The sequence below is a fragment of the Altericista sp. CCNU0014 genome (assembly GCF_044923475.1).
GTDB lineage: Bacteria > Cyanobacteriota > Cyanobacteriia > Thermosynechococcales > Thermosynechococcaceae > JAAURS01.
This window is the reverse complement of record NZ_CP137338.1, coordinates 3833833-3852316: the sequence shown is the minus strand read 5'-3', so window position 1 is coordinate 3852316 and position 18484 is coordinate 3833833. Positions and strand designations below refer to the sequence as shown.

Here is an 18484-nt window from a genome sequence, read left to right as displayed (position 1 = left end):
AAGTCAGCACAATGCTCGATACAAAGCCTCTAGTGCTGGCTTTATGCAATATTGCTAGCGTTTTTACTCTTTTGCCAATCTTCAATCGCAGCAATTACAAAACTCGCTAAGGGATGATTGAGAACTTGGCCGATGGCGGCAATGCTTCCGGCTTTGCCTGCGCTCAGGATTCGTTGGCTGAGGGAGGTGTTGGCATCAATGCGCTGAACGATTGCATTGGCAAAGCTAACTTTGGCGGGCATCGTATCGGTAGGGTAGGTTTGAGCGAGTTGTTCGATTAGGTCTTGAATTTCTTTGGCAGCCTCGGTTAGATTTTGAGCGTTGACGATTTTGTTGCCTGCAACGGCATCCCCTTGAACGGTGCCAATTTGGACTTTGTTGCCCATGACTTTGTCGCCTGCGACTTTATCGCCTGCAATGCGATCGCCGATCCAAACGTTGTGTTTTTCGCTGGTCATGTTGCCTGTGCTATCAAATTTTTGAACGGTAGCGGTGCCATCGCCTTGATGGATGGTTACGGTGTGAGGTTGTCCGACTAGATGGGCGTGTTTGCCACGAACGTACGATATCTTACTCAGATCGTACTCTGGCAGAATATCGTCTTCGTCCATGTTAGGGTTTGGTCGGGTTCGATCAGCTTTGGTCATAGAGTTTTATCTCTCTTAGCGTTGCTTTACGAGCACTGATAATGCGGATATAGCCTTCTCGTTCTACGTAAACAATGGCGAGCAGTAGACCCTTGGCGGATAGTCCAATCTCAATATAGCGCTCCTCGTCGAATGAGTGGTCGGGGTCGAAGAAGGTAATGGAATTGACATCGTTCTGAAAAACTGTTTTGGCTTCTTCAAAGCTGATGCCGTGTTTTGTAAGGTTGCTGCTGGCTTTGTTTTCATCCCATTCAAATTCCATTCTCGATTGCGCCTACAAATGCTCGGGTTTGTCGCCTTGAATCTTATCTTGTCCCACTTTGTCGTGACCGATTTTATCGCCAATGTGAATATTAATGCGGGATCGCTCAGAATCTTTTTCTCGATTCAGGCTGTTTGCACTGTGACCGATCGCATCGTCAATCAAGCTGCGAACATCAATCATTTCATAGCTGATGTCGCATTCAATTTGGCGGCGATCGCTTTTTAACCGTGCTTGAAGGCGATCGAGGGAATAGGAGAAGGGGGTTTGGGTGCCTTTGCAATATGAACAATTGCAGGGGATAAATTCTTGGTAACGGAGACGATGCTTCTCCGGTGAGTCTTCTGGCTTGTTGTAGGACTCGTGTATTTTACGAAATTCGTGACGGATACTCTCTAGAAGGGGCTTTTTGAGTTTGCCAGTAATGCGAATGCGGATTTCGTTTTTGTAGTAGGCTTCGATTACTTCAGCGCGGGCATTTTCATCCTTGAGAATGACACCTTCTTTCCAAACGAGTTCGCTGTCAATGAGTCTATGCATTTCGACAATGAAGCGGGTAAGCATCCCTTTGGGCATGAATTCGTAGTGGTAGCGCAGGATGAGGTTGTTGGTATCATCCCAGTCATATTCGGGTTGATTGGGGGAGAGAAGTTGGGGGGCGATGTAGGTTTTGGGACGGTGAGGAATTTCGTAGCAGAGCTTGAACTTCATCATCAACTGAAGTAATTTTCGGCGTACAGTTGCATATTGGCTATCTGCCCAAATAATGGCTAAGTCGTTGTCTGTAAAGCAACCTAAATTTTCTTGTACTTTGGCGGTGTCGAGGACTTTATAGACGGCAGTTGTGCCCCATTCAGGTTTGAGGATGACAATTTCTTCTAATACAGCATCGTCTTGGAAGTGTAGACAGACACCTAGATCGTGGAGGTAGCCACTGAGTTGAAGTTTGTCTTCGTGGCGCTTGAAACCGTGGGTGTCGCAGAGAGTCAGAAATTCATCCTGACTGATGTAGTTGCGGGAGTCCGTTTCTAATACTTTGCGGACATTGACCCAAGTTTTGGGGAGGGGAGTGCCAATGTGGGGGAGTTGGCTGATGTGGTGTTGGACGGCAGCAAGGATTTCGAGCAAACCTCGATTAGTGTTGAGGTTGGTGGGTAAAATTTTTTCCAGGTTGGGGAAACGACCACGCAGTTGATTTTCGTTGACTTGACAAGGGCGCTCTTGTTTTTCATTTTTAACGATGAGGGTGGGACTGGCTTCGCTGAGCAGTTCGACGACTTCCAGCCAGTAGTTGAAGTCGGTGTTGTCTTGGCGGGTGTCGGCAACGAGGAGGTAGAGGGAGCGTTTGGTGAGGAAAAATTGGTGGGTGGCGTGGTAGATTTCTTGACCCCCGAAATCCCAAACGTTGATACGGAAGGGGTTGCCGCTAAGATGATCGAAATCGAGGCGAAGTACATCGATTCCTTCGGTAGATTTTTCGGGAGTGGCGCTACTTTCGAGTTTAAGGGTGTAGTTAGGGTCTTTCAGTTTATTGGCAAGGCTAGTTTTTCCGGCTCCACCTTCACCAATAATTAGGAGTTTTGCTTCGTAAATGTAATCTGTATTCGCTTCTAAACGTTGGCGGTAGTAATCGCGAACTGCGAGACCTCCCTTTCTGACAACTTCTGGAGGAATTTCGCTGAATGAATTTCCATTAAGTTCAAAAATTTTGAGATTTGTTAGTTGGCCGATTAATTCTGGCAAAGTTTTTAGTTGGTTATTGCTAAGATCGAGGATGGTGAGATTTGTTAGCTGGCCGATTAATTCTGGTGAGGTTTTCAGTTGGTTATCGCTAAGGACGAGAGCTGTCAGATTGCTTAACTGGCCGATCACATCCGGTGAAGTCATGAATTGATTGGAGCGGAGGTAGAAGATCTTAAGATTTGTTAGCTGGACGAGCCATTCTGGCAAACTAGTCAGTCTGTTATTGCTGAGGTCGAGAGCTACCAGATTAGTTAATTGAGCAAGCCATTCTGGTAGCGCCGTCAGTTGGCTATTACTAAGGTTGAGGGATGTAAGATTGGTTAACTGACCAAGCCATTCTGGTAATGTCATCAGTTGGTTATTGCTAAGGTCAAGGTATATGAGATCGGTTAACTGACCAAGCCATTCTGGTAATGTTGTCAGTTGGTTATTACTGAGGTCAAGGTATATAAGATCGGTTAACTGACCAAGCCATTCTGGTAATGTCGTTAGTTGGTTATTGCTAAGGTCAAGGGATGTAAAATTGGGTAATTGAACGATTGCATCCGACGATTTCATAAATTGCTCAAAACGGATGTGGCAGGTAGTAGGATTAGTTAACTGTCCAATAACATCTGGTAACGAGGTTAGTCCACTATCGCGGAGGTCAAGAGTCATAAGGCTAGTTAACTGTCCAATGGATGCCGGCAAAGTCGTCAGTTGATTATTGCAGAGGTCGAGGGACGTGAGATTGGTTAACCGTCCGATGGATTCTGGTAAAACCGTCAGTTTGTTATGGTTGATTTTAAGAGACGTGAGATTGGTTAATTGTCCGATGGATTTCGGTAATATCGTCAGTTTGTTATAGCTGATTTCAAGGGATGTGAGATTGGTTAACTGTCCGATGGACTCTGGCAACATCGTCAGTTGATTATTACGGAGATCAAGGGACGTAAGGTTGATTAACTGTCCGATGGACTCTGGCAACATCGTCAGTTGATTATTGCGGAGATCAAGGGACGTAAGGTTGATTAACTGTCCGATGGACTCTGGCAACATCGTCAGTTGATTATTGCGGAGATCAAGGGACGTGAGATTGGTTAACTGTCCAATGGATTCTGGTAACGCTGTCAGTTTGTTATAGCTGATTTCAAGGGATGTGAGATTAGTTAACTGTCCGATGGGTTCTGGTAACGTCGTCAGTTGATTATTACGGAGATCAAGGGACGTAAGGTTGATTAACTGTCCGATGGACTCTGGCAACATCGTTAATTGATTATTGCGGAGATGAAGGGACGTGAGATTGGTTAACTGTCCGATGGATTCTGGTAATGCTGTCAGTTTGTTATAGCCGATTTCAAGGGACTTGAGATTGATTAACTGACCAATTTCTGGGGGCAGTTCTTGGATTGCTTCCAATCTCAGTCCTGTTTGTCCACTTTGCTGAGCCTTTTCAATAATCTCCAACAATTCCTCTTGCGACATCTCCAAAAATTTCTTTCCCGACATCATCTGTCCCTCAACTTAGGTTGTTTCTATTTTTGCCAAAGAACAAATTTATGCAACAGATGGCAAAATCATGGATAAAGATAGCAAAAGGGTGAGAAAATTTGGCCGTGTGACTTCATTAGATTCAGTGAGAATCAGCCGGATTGTGTAGCCCTTGGGGGTGAGTTTATGAAAAACGTGAGGTTGGCTGTTTTTGAGATCCATTAGCATGGCATCAGGGCATCGTTTTCAAGATTTGCATCAGATTTCGCGGAACTTAGATCAAGTATAAATAACTTCAATCGTTCGGCCTAAATCAGTTTGATGTCGTTCAGACCGCAGCCGAGTGGCAATTGGCAACACCGTCTTCCGACGATCGCAAATAACCGACCAGCCAAAATCCAACCCCAACCGCTGCACCTTAACCTCAATCCCCACAATAACAGAGCCATACTGCAAACAAAGATCCATGCGATCGCGCCCAATCGCATACTCCCGCTCCAGCGTGCCCCTTCCATTAACCACCCGATAAAGAAAAGCCATCAGCACCAAATGCGGCGCAATCTTATGATAAGAAGCACTATTGAGCAGCACCTCTCCATGTCTCCTGACAAATCGGATGTAAAACCTCTTGCGCAGTCAATGAGAATGAGCGTTTACAATGCAAATGGATAGACAGGAAATCTAACATGGTTGCGATCGCCCCACACCCTCGAACAACAACCTAAATAATTTGGGATGGGGGTACCTAGTTAACCCTCTACTTCTTTCGAGAACACATTCGTATCGTGTTATGGGAGTAGCGCAAATGACGCTCAACTTTCCAGATTTTCCAGGAATGAACCCTTATCTAGAAAATCCAGAATTATGGTCTGAGGTACATTTTGGGTTGATTGCAGTGTTAGCGCGATCGCTCAATGCCGTCATTACACCCAAGTATCGGGCGGCTGTAGAAAAGCGAGTGTATTCAGACGCCTTACTGGTCGGGATTCCAGATGTGTCAGTGTTTCAAAAAGGCACGAACGCTGCTAGCCCAAATCTCGCAACAGCAACTCTAAGCGAGCCGCTAGCCGTCACCGTGCCCATGACTGAAGACGTGCAAGAGCGATATTTAGAAATCCGCGAGGTCGGCACTGGAAGGGTTGTGACCGTCGTAGAAGTGTTATCGCCCAAAAATAAGCGAGCGGGGGAGGGCAAGCAGAAGTACGATGCCAAACGTCAGAAGATTTTGAGCAGCGATGCCAATCTGGTTGAGGTGGATCTGTTGCGAACTGGGGATCCGAAACCCGTGGGAGGAGGGATCCAATCAGACTATCGAATATTAGTAAGCCGAGCCGATCGCCGTCCTGCCGCAGAATTGTACGCGTTTAATTTGAGGGATGCGATACCGCTGTTTCCATTACCGCTGCGATCGCAGGATGAAGAACCTGTTATTAATCTGCATGAATTGTTAGACACAGTTTATCGAGAGGCTGCGTTAAATCTGACCGTTGACTATACCCAGCAACCAATTCCTCCCGTTAGCGATCGCGATTTTGCTTGGATTCAGACCTTAAAGACTTAAAAAACGGAGAAAACTGATGGATTTAACCACAACTTATCTAGGGTTGCCGCTGCGATCGCCCCTCGTCGTCGGAGCTGCCGCCCCCCTTAGCGAAGACCTCGATACCCTCAAGCGCTTGGAGGATGCCGGAGCGGCGGCGATCGTCATGCATTCGGTCTTTGAAGAACAGATCCAGCGGGATGTTTTGGAATTGCACCACCATCTCGAATACGGAACGAACAGCTTTGCCGAAGCCCTCACCTACTTTCCAGAACCCGAAATCTTCCACGTCGGGGCAGAACATTATCTGGAGCAGATTCAGCAAGCGAAAGCAGCCCTAGACATTCCCATTATGGGTAGCTTGAACGGTTCCTCCCTGGGTGGTTGGGTGGAATACGCCCAAAACATCCAACAAGCTGGAGCCGATGCGATCGAACTCAATATTTACTGGATTCCCACCGACCCGGATCTCTCCGGCGCGGAGGTCGAGGCGCAATATCTGGAAATTCTGAGACAGGTGAAAGCCCAGGTGACTATTCCAGTCGCGGTCAAACTCAGCCCCTTCTTTAGCAACACCGCCAATATGGCCAAACGCCTCTGCGAAGCGGGAGCCGATGCGCTGGTTTTATTCAATCGCTTTTACCAACCCGATATCGACATCGAAGCCTTGGAAATTCGGCCTCAGTTGTTGCTGAGTACGCCCCAAGCCTTACGGCTGCCCATGCACTGGATTGGGATTCTCTACGGTCGCATTCCAGCGGATCTAGCCGCCACCAGCGGGATTCACAATGCCCAGGATGTCGTGCGGCTGCTGATGGCAGGGGCTGCTGCGACACAAATTGTGGCCGCTCTATTGCGCCACGGGGTCGGTCATTTGCGCAGCATCGAGCGGGATCTCGAAACCTGGCTCGAAGAACACGAATATGCATCCGTCTCGCAATTGCGAGGCACCATGAGCCAGCAAAATTGTCCCGACCCCAGTCAATTCGAACGGGTACAGTATATGAAGACGCTGCAAACCTACTATCCCCATTGGTCAGCAGTGGAGGAACGCGATGAAGTACGTCGATGAATACCGCAACGCAGAAGCCGTTCGGCACTACGCTAAGGCGATCGCCCAACTCGTCACCCGCCCCTGGACGATCATGGAAATCTGCGGCGGTCAAACTCACGCGATCGTCAAATACGGCCTGGACGAGCTACTGCCTCCTGAAATCGCTCTGATTCACGGCCCCGGCTGTCCCGTGTGCGTCACCTCGGCTGAGACGATCGACACGGCGATTGCCCTGGCGGCCCTGCCCAACGTCATCCTCTGCTCCTTTGGCGATATGCTGCGCGTCCCTGGAAGCCTTGAGAAAGGAGATCTTCTCAGCGTTAAAGCAACGGGCGGGGATATTCGCATTCTCTACTCCCCCTTGGATGCGCTGAAAATTGCTCAAGCCAATCCCGACAAAGAAGTCGTATTTTTTGCAGTAGGCTTTGAAACGACGGCTCCAGCCACGGCGATGGCGGTCTATCAAGCTGCACAGCAGAACTTACAAAATTTTTCCTTGCTGGTGTCCCACGTGCGAGTCCCCCCAGCTATGGAAGTGATTCTATCCTCCCCTGATTGTCAAGTTCAGGGATTTCTGGCAGCAGGACATGTGTGTACCGTGATGGGGTATCGGGAGTACGAGGCGATCGCCGCTCGGTACCAAATTCCCATTATCGTGACCGGATTTGAACCCTTAGATATTCTAGAAGGACTGTACCGCTGCATCCGCCAGCTCGAAAGCGGAGAAGCCGCCGTTGAAAATTGCTACGCGCGATCGGTGCGCCGACAAGGCAACGAAACCGCTCGAGCTGTGCTGCAAACGGTCTTTGAGATCGTGCCCCAGACCTGGCGGGGCATTGGCGAAATTCCGGCCAGCGGTCTGGGACTCAAACCTGAATTTGTAGCCTTCGACGTGCGCCACAAAGCATTGCTTTCACCCGTCGCAGCACCTGCTGCGGCAGCATCCGATGAGTGCATCAGCGGCCAGATTTTGCAGGGTATCCGCAAGCCCCAAGAATGTCCGGCCTTTGGGACGCGCTGTACCCCCAACCACCCCCTCGGCGCGCCGATGGTTTCCTCGGAAGGGGCCTGTGCTGCCTACTACCGCTATCGTCAGATGCCTGCTGTCGCAGCGCGCTAGCCCCATGACTTCTGTTCGTTTTCTCGCCCAATGCCCCATCCCCCTGCAACAATACCCCCACGTCCTCATGGCCCACGGCGGGGGCGGCAGACTCATGCACCAACTCATCGACCAAATGTTGTTGCCTGCCTTCGGCTCGGAACCGGACTGGCAGCACGATGCAGCGCGGTTGGAACTTCCCCACGGACGGATGGCTTTCACTACGGATTCCTACGTGGTCTCGCCCTTGTTTTTCCCCGGCGGCGATATTGGCGCAATGGCTGTGTACGGCACCGTCAACGATCTCTCCATGGCCGGCGCTAAACCTCTCTACCTCAGTCTTGGCTTCATCCTAGAAGAAGGGTTATCGATGGAAATCCTTTGGAAAGTGGTGCAATCGATCCGAGCAGCGGCAGCTTGCGCTGGAATTCACATCGTCACGGGCGACACCAAGGTGGTCGAGCGCGGCAAGGGGGACGGACTTTATGTCAATACCTCTGGGGTCGGTACGATCGACCATCCCTGGCACATTACCCCTAAATCTGTGAAACCTGGCGATGCAATTATCCTGAGCGGCGATATCGGTCGTCACGGAATCGCTGTCATGGCACAACGGGAAGGCTTAGCGTTTGAGACGACGTTAGAAAGCGATCTAGCGCCCCTCGCAGCCCCGGTTCAAGCCTTAATTGCTGCCGGAATTGAAATTCATTGCCTCCGGGATCTCACGCGGGGCGGGTTGGCAACGACGCTGAACGAAATTGCGATCGCCGCCCAGGTCGAAATTGCGCTCCAAGAGCAGCAGATTCCCGTTTGCGAAGCCGTCCGAGGGGCTTGCGAAATTCTAGGATTAGACCCGCTTTATATTGCTAACGAGGGTCGCTTTGTCGCCTTCGTGCCAGAGCCAGAAGCCGATACTGCCCTCCAAATCCTGCGCGATACCTCACCCATCTCATCCGATCTAGCGGCCCAGCAAATTGGTGTGGTGCGGGACTGCATCCCCCCAAGCCATTCCAGCTTTTCTCAGGGATGGGTAAAGCTGCACCATGCCATTGGAGGCACCCGAATTCTGGATTACCTCAGCGGCGAACAACTTCCGAGAATTTGCTAGCCCCCAAATTTGCTAGCCCCTGCCATCTCCGACTTCTACCCCAACAGTTCGATCAGGCGATCGCCCACCCGCAGCGCGTTGGCCATGACGGTCAAGGCAGGACTGACGCCAGCATTGGACGGAAAGAAACTGCTATCGACCACGTACAGGTTCTCCACATCGTGAGAGCGGCAGTTCGGGTCTAGTACAGACGTAGCCGGATCGGTTCCGAAGCGGCAAGTGCCGCACTGATTGGCTAATACCTGAAGCGGGCTTTCGCCCTTCGGATGCGCGACCCCTTGCTGAAAGCCAGGTAGGTTTTTTTCGACCGTTTTCAGTACGTCAGTCCAGCGGTAAATCAGGCGATCGTGAGCCTCTCGGTTAGTGGCGGTATAGTCTACGATTAGTTTTTGACCCTCGATCCGGACGTGATTGTTGGGTTTGGGCAAATCTTCCGTCTGCGCCCACCAACCAATAGAATGGGTCGCTAGCTGCTTCAACCCAAAACCGGGCATAAACTTTGCCAGGACTGAAAACGTTGGAGGCGCTTCCGCAAAAATGATATCTGCTAGCAGTCCGCCGGAGTTTTGAATGTGTCCCATTGGATAGGGAAAGTCAGTGTCGCCCCAATAGAAATCATTCACCGCTACCGTCTTTTGGAACGTGCCGGAATTGGGTTGGGTGCTGAGCTGCACGACTACGGTAATCAGGCTTTTCATTAAATTGCGCCCCACCAATCCAGAACGATTGGCTAGGCCATTGGGATTGACATCGCTCGTTGACTTCAGCAGCAGCGCCGCCGAATTGATCGCACCGCAGGCCAGTACGACAATATCCGCCAAAAACAGGAAAGATTCTCCGGCAATCTCCGCTTCGACGCCTTTGACCGCCCGACCGGACGGATTGGTATGCAACTGCACGACCCTCGCCCCAGTTTTTAGAGTGACGTTGGCATAGGTTAAGGCCGGCACAATCCCGCTGACTTCAGCATCGTTGGTCGGGTCGTCCGCTTGGCGCGTGAGTCCTAGGGGCAAGGGAGACGGGTGAAGTCCTTGCTGGGCGATCGCCCCTACAATCTCCTCAATCTGCGGTTCCTGCGCCACAGATGGGAAGGGATACTCGGCACTGTGCGGGGGTTCGGTCGGGTCCTTGTCGATTTCGCCGTGAACCTTGTATAGGGTTTCGGCTTCGGTATAGTAAGGTTCGAAATCCGAGTATTTCAAACACCATTCTGGCGAAACGCCCGTCTGATGCTGTACCGCCTCAAAATCCCGTTCGCGGAATCGCTGTAGGACAGAACCGTAGATTTTAGTATTACCGCCGATCGCGTAGTTCGTCTGAGGCGAAAACGGTTCTCCGGCGCGGTCGTACCATTGTTCCGGTGCGTGGTAGCGCTCGCGTTTGAAGATATCTACATTACTGCGATTCTGCTCCGCCAAGGGCATGAAATCGCCCCGCTCCAAAATCAAGATTTTCTTACCCGTCGGAGCCAGCTTTTGGGCCAAGGTGCCGCCCCCCGCTCCCGTACCCACAATGATGATGTCGTAGGATCGGTCGTCGATAATCATGACGCTGCCTCACTGCCAGATATAGATCAGCACGAACAAAATAATCCAGATGACATCCACAAAGTGCCAGAACAACGAGGTTGCTGCCACTCCAAACTCGCCCTTGTCGTAGTTCCCCGGAAGGAAAGAGCGCCCCAGCATGATGAGCTGCAACAGTACCCCCGTCATGACATGCAGACCGTGGAATCCAGTCAACAGATAAAAAGTGCCGCCAAATGTATTGTCAGTAAAGCCAAAGGGGAGGCTGCGCCATTCCACCGCCTGACCGTATAAAAAATAGCTGCCCATGGCCGAGGTCAGCAGCCAGAAAGCTCGGAAACCCCAAAGATTCTTGGCATGGAGAAAGCGTTCGGCAAAGTAGATGACAAAACTACTAGAAACTAACACGACGGTGTTAATGGCAGGCTCTCGGATTTCTAGCCCGGTCACGCCGGGGGGCAGCCACTCCAAGGCTGAGGTTTTGTAGACGGCATAGCCGACAAAAAAGCTAAAGAAAATAACGCTTTCGGACAGCAGAAACACGACGAACCCGAACATCCGATGGTCCTCGTGACCCCGATCGGCGATGCTGTGGACTTCTAAAGGCTGTTGGAGAACGCCTTGAGCGTTCGAGGAAGGATCGATCTCAGCGGGATTCATGGATGACCTCCAAGGCATCGGGGTTAGAAACGAGGGGTTCTGATTTACCGTAACCGTAGGGTTCGGCAATGACAATCGGCAATTCTTCAAAGTTCTCAGTCGTGGGGGGAGAAGAGAGCAACCACTCCAATCCGATCGCCCGCCACGGATTCTTGGGCGCTTTTTCGCCCTGCACCCAGGAGCCGATCGTGTTCAGAAGAAAGGGCAGGGTAGACATGCCGAGCAGAAATCCTCCCAAACTGGCAATGACGTTCCAAAAGGCAAATTCAGGATCGTAGGAAGCCACCCGTCGCGGCATCCCCATCAGTCCCAGGGGATGCATGGGAAAAAAGTTGAGATTCGTGCCGAGGAACGTGAGGGCAAAGTGGAGCTTGCCCAACCCTTCGGAATACATCCGCCCCGTTATTTTAGGGAACCAGTGATACAGCGCGGCATACATGCCCATCACCACGGCACCGTAGACCACGTAATGAAAATGCCCGACCACAAAATAGGTATTGTTGACGTGAATGTCGAAGGGCACCGATCCCAGCATGACTCCGGTAATGCCCGAAAATAAAAACATAACCAAGCCGCCTAAGGCAAACAGCATGGGGGTATTCAATCGCAACTGACCGCCCCAAATGGTCGCCACCCAGGCAAATACCTTAATTCCGGTAGGGACTGCAATCAGCATCGTCGTTGCCATGAATAGCATCCGCATCCAGCCCGGCGTGCCGCTTGCAAACATGTGATGCACCCAAACCAGGGTGCTCAAGCCCGTGATGACCAAAGAAGAAGTAGCCACCAGTCTGTAACCGAACAGAGGCTTACGGGCGTAAACCGGAAATACCTCCGAAAACACGCCAAAGATCGGCAGAATAATGACGTAAACGGCTGGGTGGGAATAAAACCAAAAGAAATGCTGGTACAGCACTGGATTGCCACCCTTGGCAGGATCGAAAAAGCTAGTGCCGACGGTAAGGTCCAGTAGCAGCATCACAGCACCCGCCGTCAGCGCAGGCAGGCCCAAGAGCTGAATCATTTGCGCCGACAAGACCGTCCAGACAAATACGGGCATCCGAAACCAGGTCATCCCTGGCGCTCGCATGCGAGCGATGGTCGTCACAAAATTGACAGCTCCCATAATCGAAGACACGCCAGAGAGTGCAACTGCCAGCAGCCACAACACTTGTCCGTTGATGAGGTTGCCCGTCGGATTCTGGAGGCTCACGGGAGGATACGCCCACCAGCCTGACTGGGAAGGCCCTCCCGGCACGAAGAAGCTGGCCATCAAGATCGTCCCAAAAACGGGCACCATCCAAAACGCTGCGGCATTGAGTCGGGGAAAAGCCATGTCTTTGGCCCCAATCATCAAGGGCACTAGATAGTTGGACAGCCCTACTAGGGAGGGAAACGTCCACAGAAAAAGCATGATGGTGCCGTGCATGGTGAACAGGGCATTGTACACGGCCCGATCCACTAGGTCGGATTCGGGCGTGATCAGCTCGCCTCGCATGATCATGGCCAGAAGGCCGCCAATCAAGAAGAAGAAAAACGAGGTCACTAGGTACTGGATGCCGATCACCTTGTGATCGGTGCTGAAACTGAAGAATCGCTTCCAGTTATCGGGCGCACCGGGAAGGGGTTGTTCAGTTTGGGCGATCGCCTCTACGGAGAGATTCGTCATGGTTTGCTCGCTTCATCGCTAGGAGGGTTGTTAGCAGGACCGGTAGAGACGTTGACGAGGGGAGGGGCGGCTGGCTCGACAGTTTTCCAACCCGTACTGATGGGATTCTGAGCCAAACGATACTCTTCAAAAGCGCGGTTGTAGGCTGGAGTCGGCGGCTGGGCGGCTGCCTCGGTTAACCACTGCTGATAAGCCTCGGGAGACTCCACCACGACATCGGCTTGCATTGCAGCAAAGTAGGTGCCGCTAAATTGAGAATCCCGCAACCGATACCGCCCTTCCCGAATGGGCGTAAATCCGAAATCGATCGTGCGACCGGGAATGATATCTTGCTTGATTCGAAAGGCTGGCACGTAAAAGCCGTGCAGCACATCCTCCGATTGCAGCATGAGCTTTGCCCGTTGGTTGACAGGGAGGTGCAATTCCGTACTGGTGACGTTGCGATCGGGATAGCGAAACTCCCATACCCACTGGCGAGCGCGCACTTCAATGGGGGAGATGGCATCCGCAGGTGGGACGACAGGGACCTTCTCTAGGGGGTCTGCGATCGCCGATGCCGCCAACATGCTCTTCCCGTGCGCGTGTTCCATCGGCCCTAGAATTGCCATCTCCGTGTAGATCTGGTAGCTGTAAAAGGCAATCCAAACGGCCAATACAAAGGGAACTGCCGTCCAGACAATTTCCAAGGGCACATTTCCTTCAATCGGAGGACCATCGCGGGTATCGTACTTACCCGCCTGCTGAAACAACACCGAATACGTCAGCGCGCCCGTCACGCCCAAAAAGATAAACGTCCCCAGCGTCACCAAAAAGCTAAACAACCGATCGATCAGTTGCGATTCTGCGGACGCCTGGGGCGGGAACCAGCTATAGGATTGCTGTCCCATCCACACGCTGGCGAGGGCGAGGACAGTCGCAGTCGTACCTAAGATTAAAACGGTGCGAATTCTCATGGGTTCTATCCTTACAACAGCGCGTTTGGATCTTCGCCCAGCTGTAACAGGCGATCGGCACTGACATGGACGCCAAAGTCCCCACCTAAGTGCGCGCCCAAGGTGCCCTGCGCGAACATCAAAACAAAAATTGCCAACCCGGCCCAGAGATAGCCCCACTGCACTTGTCTGGCCATCTCTTTGCGCCAGACAAACCGTTGAAATCCCCTCCAAACGGTCATCCCTACGATCGCCATCAACAGCAAAATGCCCCCCAAGCCGTGCCAGAGCATTGTGTCCATTGCCTCCAAGCCCCAGGCACTTTTGACACCTGTGGCAGGTTCGGCCAGCATGACTTCGTAGAAGCCCGCTGCTACGGTGAAAAAGGTAACGATCGCCGCTGCCAGCATGTTGTACCATCCCACATCAAAAAAGTTGGATCGGGTGGCGGGAATGGCGAGAAATTTGAAGATGGGTTTTTCGAGAGGGAAGAGCACGCCGACGATATCAAAGGCGATCGCCACAATAAACAATCCCAGGGTCAAATGCACGAGATTAGGATGAATGGGTAGGGCGTAGGGCAATCCATTGGCCCCGAGCTGTGCTTTGAGCGGGTCAATTAAATCGGGACTCATTGCAACAATCCTTTCTTAGCCGCGTCTACAACTGGAACGCTGTGCAGTCCGTACACCCAAACCAGCAAGTCACCAAGATAGACTTGGACTAAAACTAGCCCTACCAGTAGTATACCGACGACTAAAAATAAGGGGGGCAGTGTTTTAGAATCGCGCGATCGCAGAACGTAGCGCCAAGCCGTAACCGCTGCAATGATGCCGGACAAGGACCATCCCAGAATAGTATGCAGATTCAAGGTTGACTCCGCTACGGCATAGGGTCCGGCCAATCCCGCTTCGATCTGCCCAAAAATAATGGCAATAAAAACGGAAATGGTTGCAAAAAATAAATTCCACCAGCTCACCTCATATAGTCGAGCGTTGCGGGTGAAGTAGCCAATGCCATCGCACAACACCGCGAAGAGCACCATGGCAATTACGAAATGCACCACGATGGGATGAATTGTGTCGGGGTAGGGTAGATTGTGGTCGTTGAGCGGGGGAAGATACTCCAGCATGATACTTGCTGTTGAAAACCTACGCTGAGAAATGAAGTCTCACAGAATTTTAACGCGTTTAGAATTTGGAGGTTTGAAGGAGCAACCATCATCGCAGCGGATTTGAATGGCCACCTCCCAACTCAATCTCGTTCTCTATGCTGGGCGATCGTGTGAATTTTGAGGAAGTTGGTGCTGCCAGCTTTACCGAACGGGATGCCGCCCATGACCAAGACCTTATCGCCAGGGGCTGCAAACTGCCGCTGCATGAGATCGGCCTCGACTCGATCGAGGACGGTAGAGAGGTCGTACTCGACCCGATCCAAGAGAATGGGCCTGACCCCCCAATTGAGGCTGAGTTGGCGGTAAATTTTGGGGTCCGGGGTATAGGCGACGATGGGGGCTTTGGGCCGCTCTTCAGAGGCGAGCTGTGCCGTATAGCCCGTTTCGGTAAAGGCCACGATGCACTGGAGATCGACGGTGCGATCGATGGCATGCAAGGCTTCGCTGATGGCATCGGTATCGTCCGCGCGATTGGGCGGGTGGTTGACAAATTGAATGGAGGGTTCGACTTCCGCTGCAATGCGAGCCAACATTTTGACCGCCTCCACGGGGTAATCGCCCACGGCAGATTCCCCGGAAAGCATGATGGCATCGGTGCCGTCCATGATGGCATTGGCGACATCGCTGGCTTCAGCTCGGGTCGGTCGCGGGTTGCGGATCATGCTATCCAGCATTTGCGTGGCCGTAATGACCGGAACCCCTTTGCGATTGCAGAGCCGGACGATCTGTTTTTGAATCAGCGGCACCTTTTCTGGACTCATTTCAACCCCCAGATCGCCCCGCGCCACCATAATGGCGTCGCACGCATCCACGATCGCCTCTAGATTGGCGATCGCCTGGGGTTTCTCTAACTTAGCGAGGACCGGAATGTCGGCTCCTCTTGCCTGGAGCAATGTTTTCAACAATTGAATGTCCTCCGGTTGTCGCACGAAGCTGAGGGAAATGAGATCGACCCCATGCGCGATGCCAAAGTCTAGGTCGCGCACGTCTTTGTCGGTAATTGAAGGCAGGCGCAAGTTGAGCGTTGGAAAGTTCGCACCTTTATGACTTTTGAGTACCCCACCCTCCACGACTTGACACAGAACTGCGGTGCCGTCGATTTTCTCGACCCGCAACTCCAGCAGGCCGTCGTCTAAGAGTATGGGAGTGCCGGGTTCGGCTTCTTCGGCAACGTAGGAATAGTCGATGCCGACGGTATGGGGTTGGCCCGTGTAGTCGGCGATCGGCACTAAGACGAGGGGGTCGCCTGCGGCCAGCACGATTCCCTCTGCCGGCAACTCGCCGACTCGAATTTTGGGTCCTTGCAAGTCTTGCAGGAGCATTAACGGCAAGTCCAGCTCTGCGGCAACCGCACGCAACCGTCGAATCCGCTCGGCGTGCTCGTCGTATTTACCGTGGGAAAAATTGAGGCGGGCCACATTCATTCCCGCTAGCATCATCTTGCGCAGCATGTCGGAAGAATCGCTGGCGGGGCCGATGGTCGCAACTATCTTGGTGCGGTGGAGTAATGGTTTCATCGCAACACTTCCTTATCTAGCCATACATTGCATGGGAGTCGGTCTTCTATGGTTCAAAGGAGCGCTTGACGGTCGTGGGTTAGACTCTTGGAGAGATTCATTGACTGAGGAAAGCTTACAGGGAGAGCCTTGGATTAACTGTTCAAATCACTACTAATACCGCGCGCGATGTCGCAATGAGAGGGTGTGTCGATCGCGTTGAGTTCGATCGCGATTTAAGTCCAAGGCAAAAGTATTGATTTCCTAACTTAGACTGTCGGCTGGGTAGATTGCGAGCCATCAAAGTGTTGTATGGTAATTGCAGGGAACTGGAACTAGGGATCGCAGCATTGGAATGACAGCCCGCCATTCTCAATGTTTTCGTATCAGGTGTCTCATTTGCAGTTGTCCTTCAGGCGACGGTCCAACCGTACCTTTCAGTTTTTCGTCATGAAGCAAATACCGACTTCGCTACTCACGCTAGTGGCGGGTGTCTTAATCGCGCTCGTCAGTTTTTGGGTGGGTCAAAATCACCCTCTCCTGCCGGAGCAAGCTTCTGAGCAAGCCGCTTTGGTGGATAACTTTTTCAATGTGACGATCGCGATCGCCACGGCCCTTTTTATTGTGGTGCAAGGGGCGATCCTTCTTTTTGCGATTCGCTTCCGCCGCCGCAAGGGCGATGACACAGACGGGCATTGTGGGGGAAGAAATCCAGAAAACAGGGCTAATTTTCCCCCAAGATGGGGGACTAGGGGGGCGAATGCAGGATCGATCGGATTCTATGCATAAAGATGTATTACACGGTAGGGGCGATTGCGGAGATTGGAAATCTACTGGCATTTCGTGGACATTATTTGGATTGTTTTGTTTAGCCTGCTATATCTCATGACTTTGTTTTAATTGAGGGGGCGCAAGCCTTGCGTCTCAAGAGATGATGATTGAACCCCAGGGAACCCTGCAAGGCCGAGACTGGCTCGTGACGGATGCGGGGGAGTGCCAGCTCCGCCCCGCTGCCCGCGAGTGGGACTTAATTCGCGATCGCTACTATTTCCACCGCTTCCTGACTGAAATTACGGATTTGCTCGATCGGGCCATTCACGAAAGCGAAGAGTGGGATTATCTCCCGCAAATTCGGATGCGGGTGCGGCAGCTCGTGGCGAATTCCTACTGGGTGCAAACCCAATGCCCGGACCCTTGCCCCAAAACTGGTTTTGCCATTCAAACCCTCTACGACGAGATTGGCTATCCGCTCACCGTCCAAAATGTCATCTTTCTGCCAGGGGTCAGTTCGCCGCTCCACAATCACGGCACCTGGGGTGTCGTCGCAGTCCTCAAAGGCCTAGAAAAACATACCTTCTGGCGGCGCACCCACGACCCGGAACTGCCCGACCGAGTCGTGCCCGTCGGCGAAAAAATTCTCAGCCCTGGCGAGATTATTAGCTTTACGCCCCAAGCTATTCATTCCATCGAATCCATCGGCGCCGAACCCACGCTGACATTTCAGATCTATGGCGATACTCAACCGCGATCTCGCTTTGAGTTCGACCCCATCGCTTGCACTGCGAAGCCCTTTTAACCTCAATTGTTCGTTACAGGCGTATCATCATCGGGAATTAAAAGCGTTGCTTCCACCTGACGTCGATCGAGCGGCATTGCCACAAACCGCCCCTCATCGACCAGGTAGGTAATGGTATCCGCCTTCAAGCTGTTCCCATCTTGCAACACGTAGACATTGCCACTCAAAACGATGCGTCGTTCGCGGCTGTAGTACTGAGCTGCATTTGCCGTCGCCTGAATCTTGCGGGCTGGGTAGTTCAGCTGAACGTTGCCATTTGCCGTTACAACCCCTGTCTTCGCATTGGCTTGCTGCATGTCCGCCCGCAGCGTGAGCGCGCGACGCTGCACCTGGGCGGTGGCTTCGCTAAAACCCGTGAAAGATAGACCGATCGCGCACAGGCTGAGAATGAATTTGTAAGGCAACGATCGAGCCATAGGGTGTCTCTGAAACAACGCTTGCTCGATTATTATAGAGCGACAGACTGCAATGGCGTCACTCCAGAAAGGGCGATCGTGCGGTCTGCAAATCGGTTCAGATTCCTCGGAC

Annotated in this window: 18 protein-coding genes; 6 read left to right on the top strand and 12 right to left on the bottom strand. The window is 52.1% G+C overall.

The genetic code is table 11. The features are described from left to right. Window positions 1-41: 41 nt before the first annotated feature. The 4 genes from R6H26_RS18375 to R6H26_RS18360 all read right to left on the bottom strand — a co-directional run bounded on the left by R6H26_RS18375 (window position 42) and on the right by R6H26_RS18360 (window position 4713). Complete coding sequence (locus R6H26_RS18375; RefSeq protein WP_404784440.1) at window positions 42-647, bottom strand: hypothetical protein; 606 nt, start codon at window positions 645-647, stop codon at window positions 42-44. Continuing rightward, on the bottom strand, window positions 634-909 hold the full coding sequence (locus tag R6H26_RS18370) for a BrnT family toxin (RefSeq protein ID WP_404784439.1): 276 nt from the start codon (window positions 907-909) through the stop codon (window positions 634-636). Before R6H26_RS18370 ends, R6H26_RS18375 begins: the two co-directional genes overlap by 14 nt. Before the next feature lie 12 nt (window positions 910-921). Further along, window positions 922-4143 (bottom strand): COR domain-containing protein, encoded by a 3222-nt coding sequence (locus tag R6H26_RS18365; RefSeq protein WP_404784437.1) that lies wholly within the window; start codon window positions 4141-4143, stop codon window positions 922-924. Window positions 4144-4401: 258 nt separating this feature from the next. Further along, complete coding sequence (locus tag R6H26_RS18360) at window positions 4402-4713, bottom strand: hypothetical protein (RefSeq protein WP_404784436.1); 312 nt, start codon at window positions 4711-4713, stop codon at window positions 4402-4404. A gap of 214 nt (window positions 4714-4927) precedes the next feature. Between R6H26_RS18360 and R6H26_RS18355 the strand changes: the two genes are divergently transcribed. From R6H26_RS18355 to hypE, 4 genes are read left to right on the top strand one after another with little or no spacing between them, the layout of a single operon-like run. Next, complete coding sequence (locus tag R6H26_RS18355) at window positions 4928-5683, top strand: DUF4058 family protein (protein WP_404784434.1); 756 nt, start codon at window positions 4928-4930, stop codon at window positions 5681-5683. A 16-nt stretch (window positions 5684-5699) separates the two neighbouring features. Next, window positions 5700-6734 (top strand): dihydroorotate dehydrogenase-like protein, encoded by a 1035-nt coding sequence (locus tag R6H26_RS18350; protein WP_404784432.1) that lies wholly within the window; start codon window positions 5700-5702, stop codon window positions 6732-6734. Continuing rightward, window positions 6718-7836, top strand: a complete 1119-nt coding sequence (gene hypD / locus R6H26_RS18345) for a hydrogenase formation protein HypD (protein ID WP_404784430.1) — start codon at window positions 6718-6720, stop codon at window positions 7834-7836. Before R6H26_RS18350 ends, hypD begins: the two co-directional genes overlap by 17 nt. 4 nt (window positions 7837-7840) lie before the next feature. Beyond that, window positions 7841-8923, top strand: coding sequence for a hydrogenase expression/formation protein HypE (gene hypE / locus R6H26_RS18340; protein WP_404784429.1), 1083 nt, complete (start codon window positions 7841-7843; stop codon window positions 8921-8923). A 35-nt stretch (window positions 8924-8958) separates the two neighbouring features. Here the strand turns inward: hypE and R6H26_RS18335 are convergent, their stop codons facing one another. The 7 genes from R6H26_RS18335 to pyk all read right to left on the bottom strand — a co-directional run bounded on the left by R6H26_RS18335 (window position 8959) and on the right by pyk (window position 16401). Further along, the gene (locus tag R6H26_RS18335) at window positions 8959-10470 is read right to left on the bottom strand and encodes a GMC oxidoreductase (RefSeq protein ID WP_404784427.1); all 1512 of its coding nucleotides are present in this window, start codon (window positions 10468-10470) and stop codon (window positions 8959-8961) included. A 9-nt stretch (window positions 10471-10479) separates the two neighbouring features. Continuing rightward, the gene (locus R6H26_RS18330; RefSeq protein WP_404784425.1) at window positions 10480-11109 is read right to left on the bottom strand and encodes a heme-copper oxidase subunit III; all 630 of its coding nucleotides are present in this window, start codon (window positions 11107-11109) and stop codon (window positions 10480-10482) included. Further along, window positions 11096-12778 (bottom strand): cytochrome c oxidase subunit I, encoded by a 1683-nt coding sequence (ctaD, locus tag R6H26_RS18325; protein ID WP_404784424.1) that lies wholly within the window; start codon window positions 12776-12778, stop codon window positions 11096-11098. Before ctaD ends, R6H26_RS18330 begins: the two co-directional genes overlap by 14 nt. Beyond that, the gene (locus tag R6H26_RS18320; RefSeq protein ID WP_404784423.1) at window positions 12775-13731 is read right to left on the bottom strand and encodes a cytochrome c oxidase subunit II; all 957 of its coding nucleotides are present in this window, start codon (window positions 13729-13731) and stop codon (window positions 12775-12777) included. Before R6H26_RS18320 ends, ctaD begins: the two co-directional genes overlap by 4 nt. A gap of 11 nt (window positions 13732-13742) precedes the next feature. Continuing rightward, on the bottom strand, window positions 13743-14345 hold the full coding sequence (locus R6H26_RS18315; protein ID WP_404784421.1) for a DUF2231 domain-containing protein: 603 nt from the start codon (window positions 14343-14345) through the stop codon (window positions 13743-13745). Next, window positions 14342-14842, bottom strand: a complete 501-nt coding sequence (locus R6H26_RS18310; RefSeq protein ID WP_404784420.1) for a DUF2231 domain-containing protein — start codon at window positions 14840-14842, stop codon at window positions 14342-14344. The genes R6H26_RS18315 and R6H26_RS18310 overlap by 4 nt, the downstream gene beginning before the upstream one ends. Window positions 14843-14964: 122 nt before the next feature. Beyond that, a complete protein-coding gene (gene pyk, locus R6H26_RS18305) occupies window positions 14965-16401 on the bottom strand; it encodes a pyruvate kinase (protein ID WP_404784418.1) in 1437 nt (478 codons plus the stop codon). 429 nt (window positions 16402-16830) lie between these two features. On the opposite strand from pyk, the gene R6H26_RS18300 reads away from it, so the two are divergent. After that, window positions 16831-17169, top strand: coding sequence for a cytochrome c oxidase subunit II transmembrane domain-containing protein (locus R6H26_RS18300; protein WP_404784416.1), 339 nt, complete (start codon window positions 16831-16833; stop codon window positions 17167-17169). Between the two features lie 142 nt (window positions 17170-17311). After that, complete coding sequence (locus R6H26_RS18295; RefSeq protein WP_404784414.1) at window positions 17312-17956, top strand: cupin; 645 nt, start codon at window positions 17312-17314, stop codon at window positions 17954-17956. 2 nt (window positions 17957-17958) lie between these two features. On the opposite strand, the gene R6H26_RS18290 is transcribed toward R6H26_RS18295, so the two are convergent. Then, on the bottom strand, window positions 17959-18372 hold the full coding sequence (locus R6H26_RS18290; protein ID WP_404784412.1) for an LptA/OstA family protein: 414 nt from the start codon (window positions 18370-18372) through the stop codon (window positions 17959-17961). Between the last annotated feature and the right edge of the window lie 112 nt (window positions 18373-18484).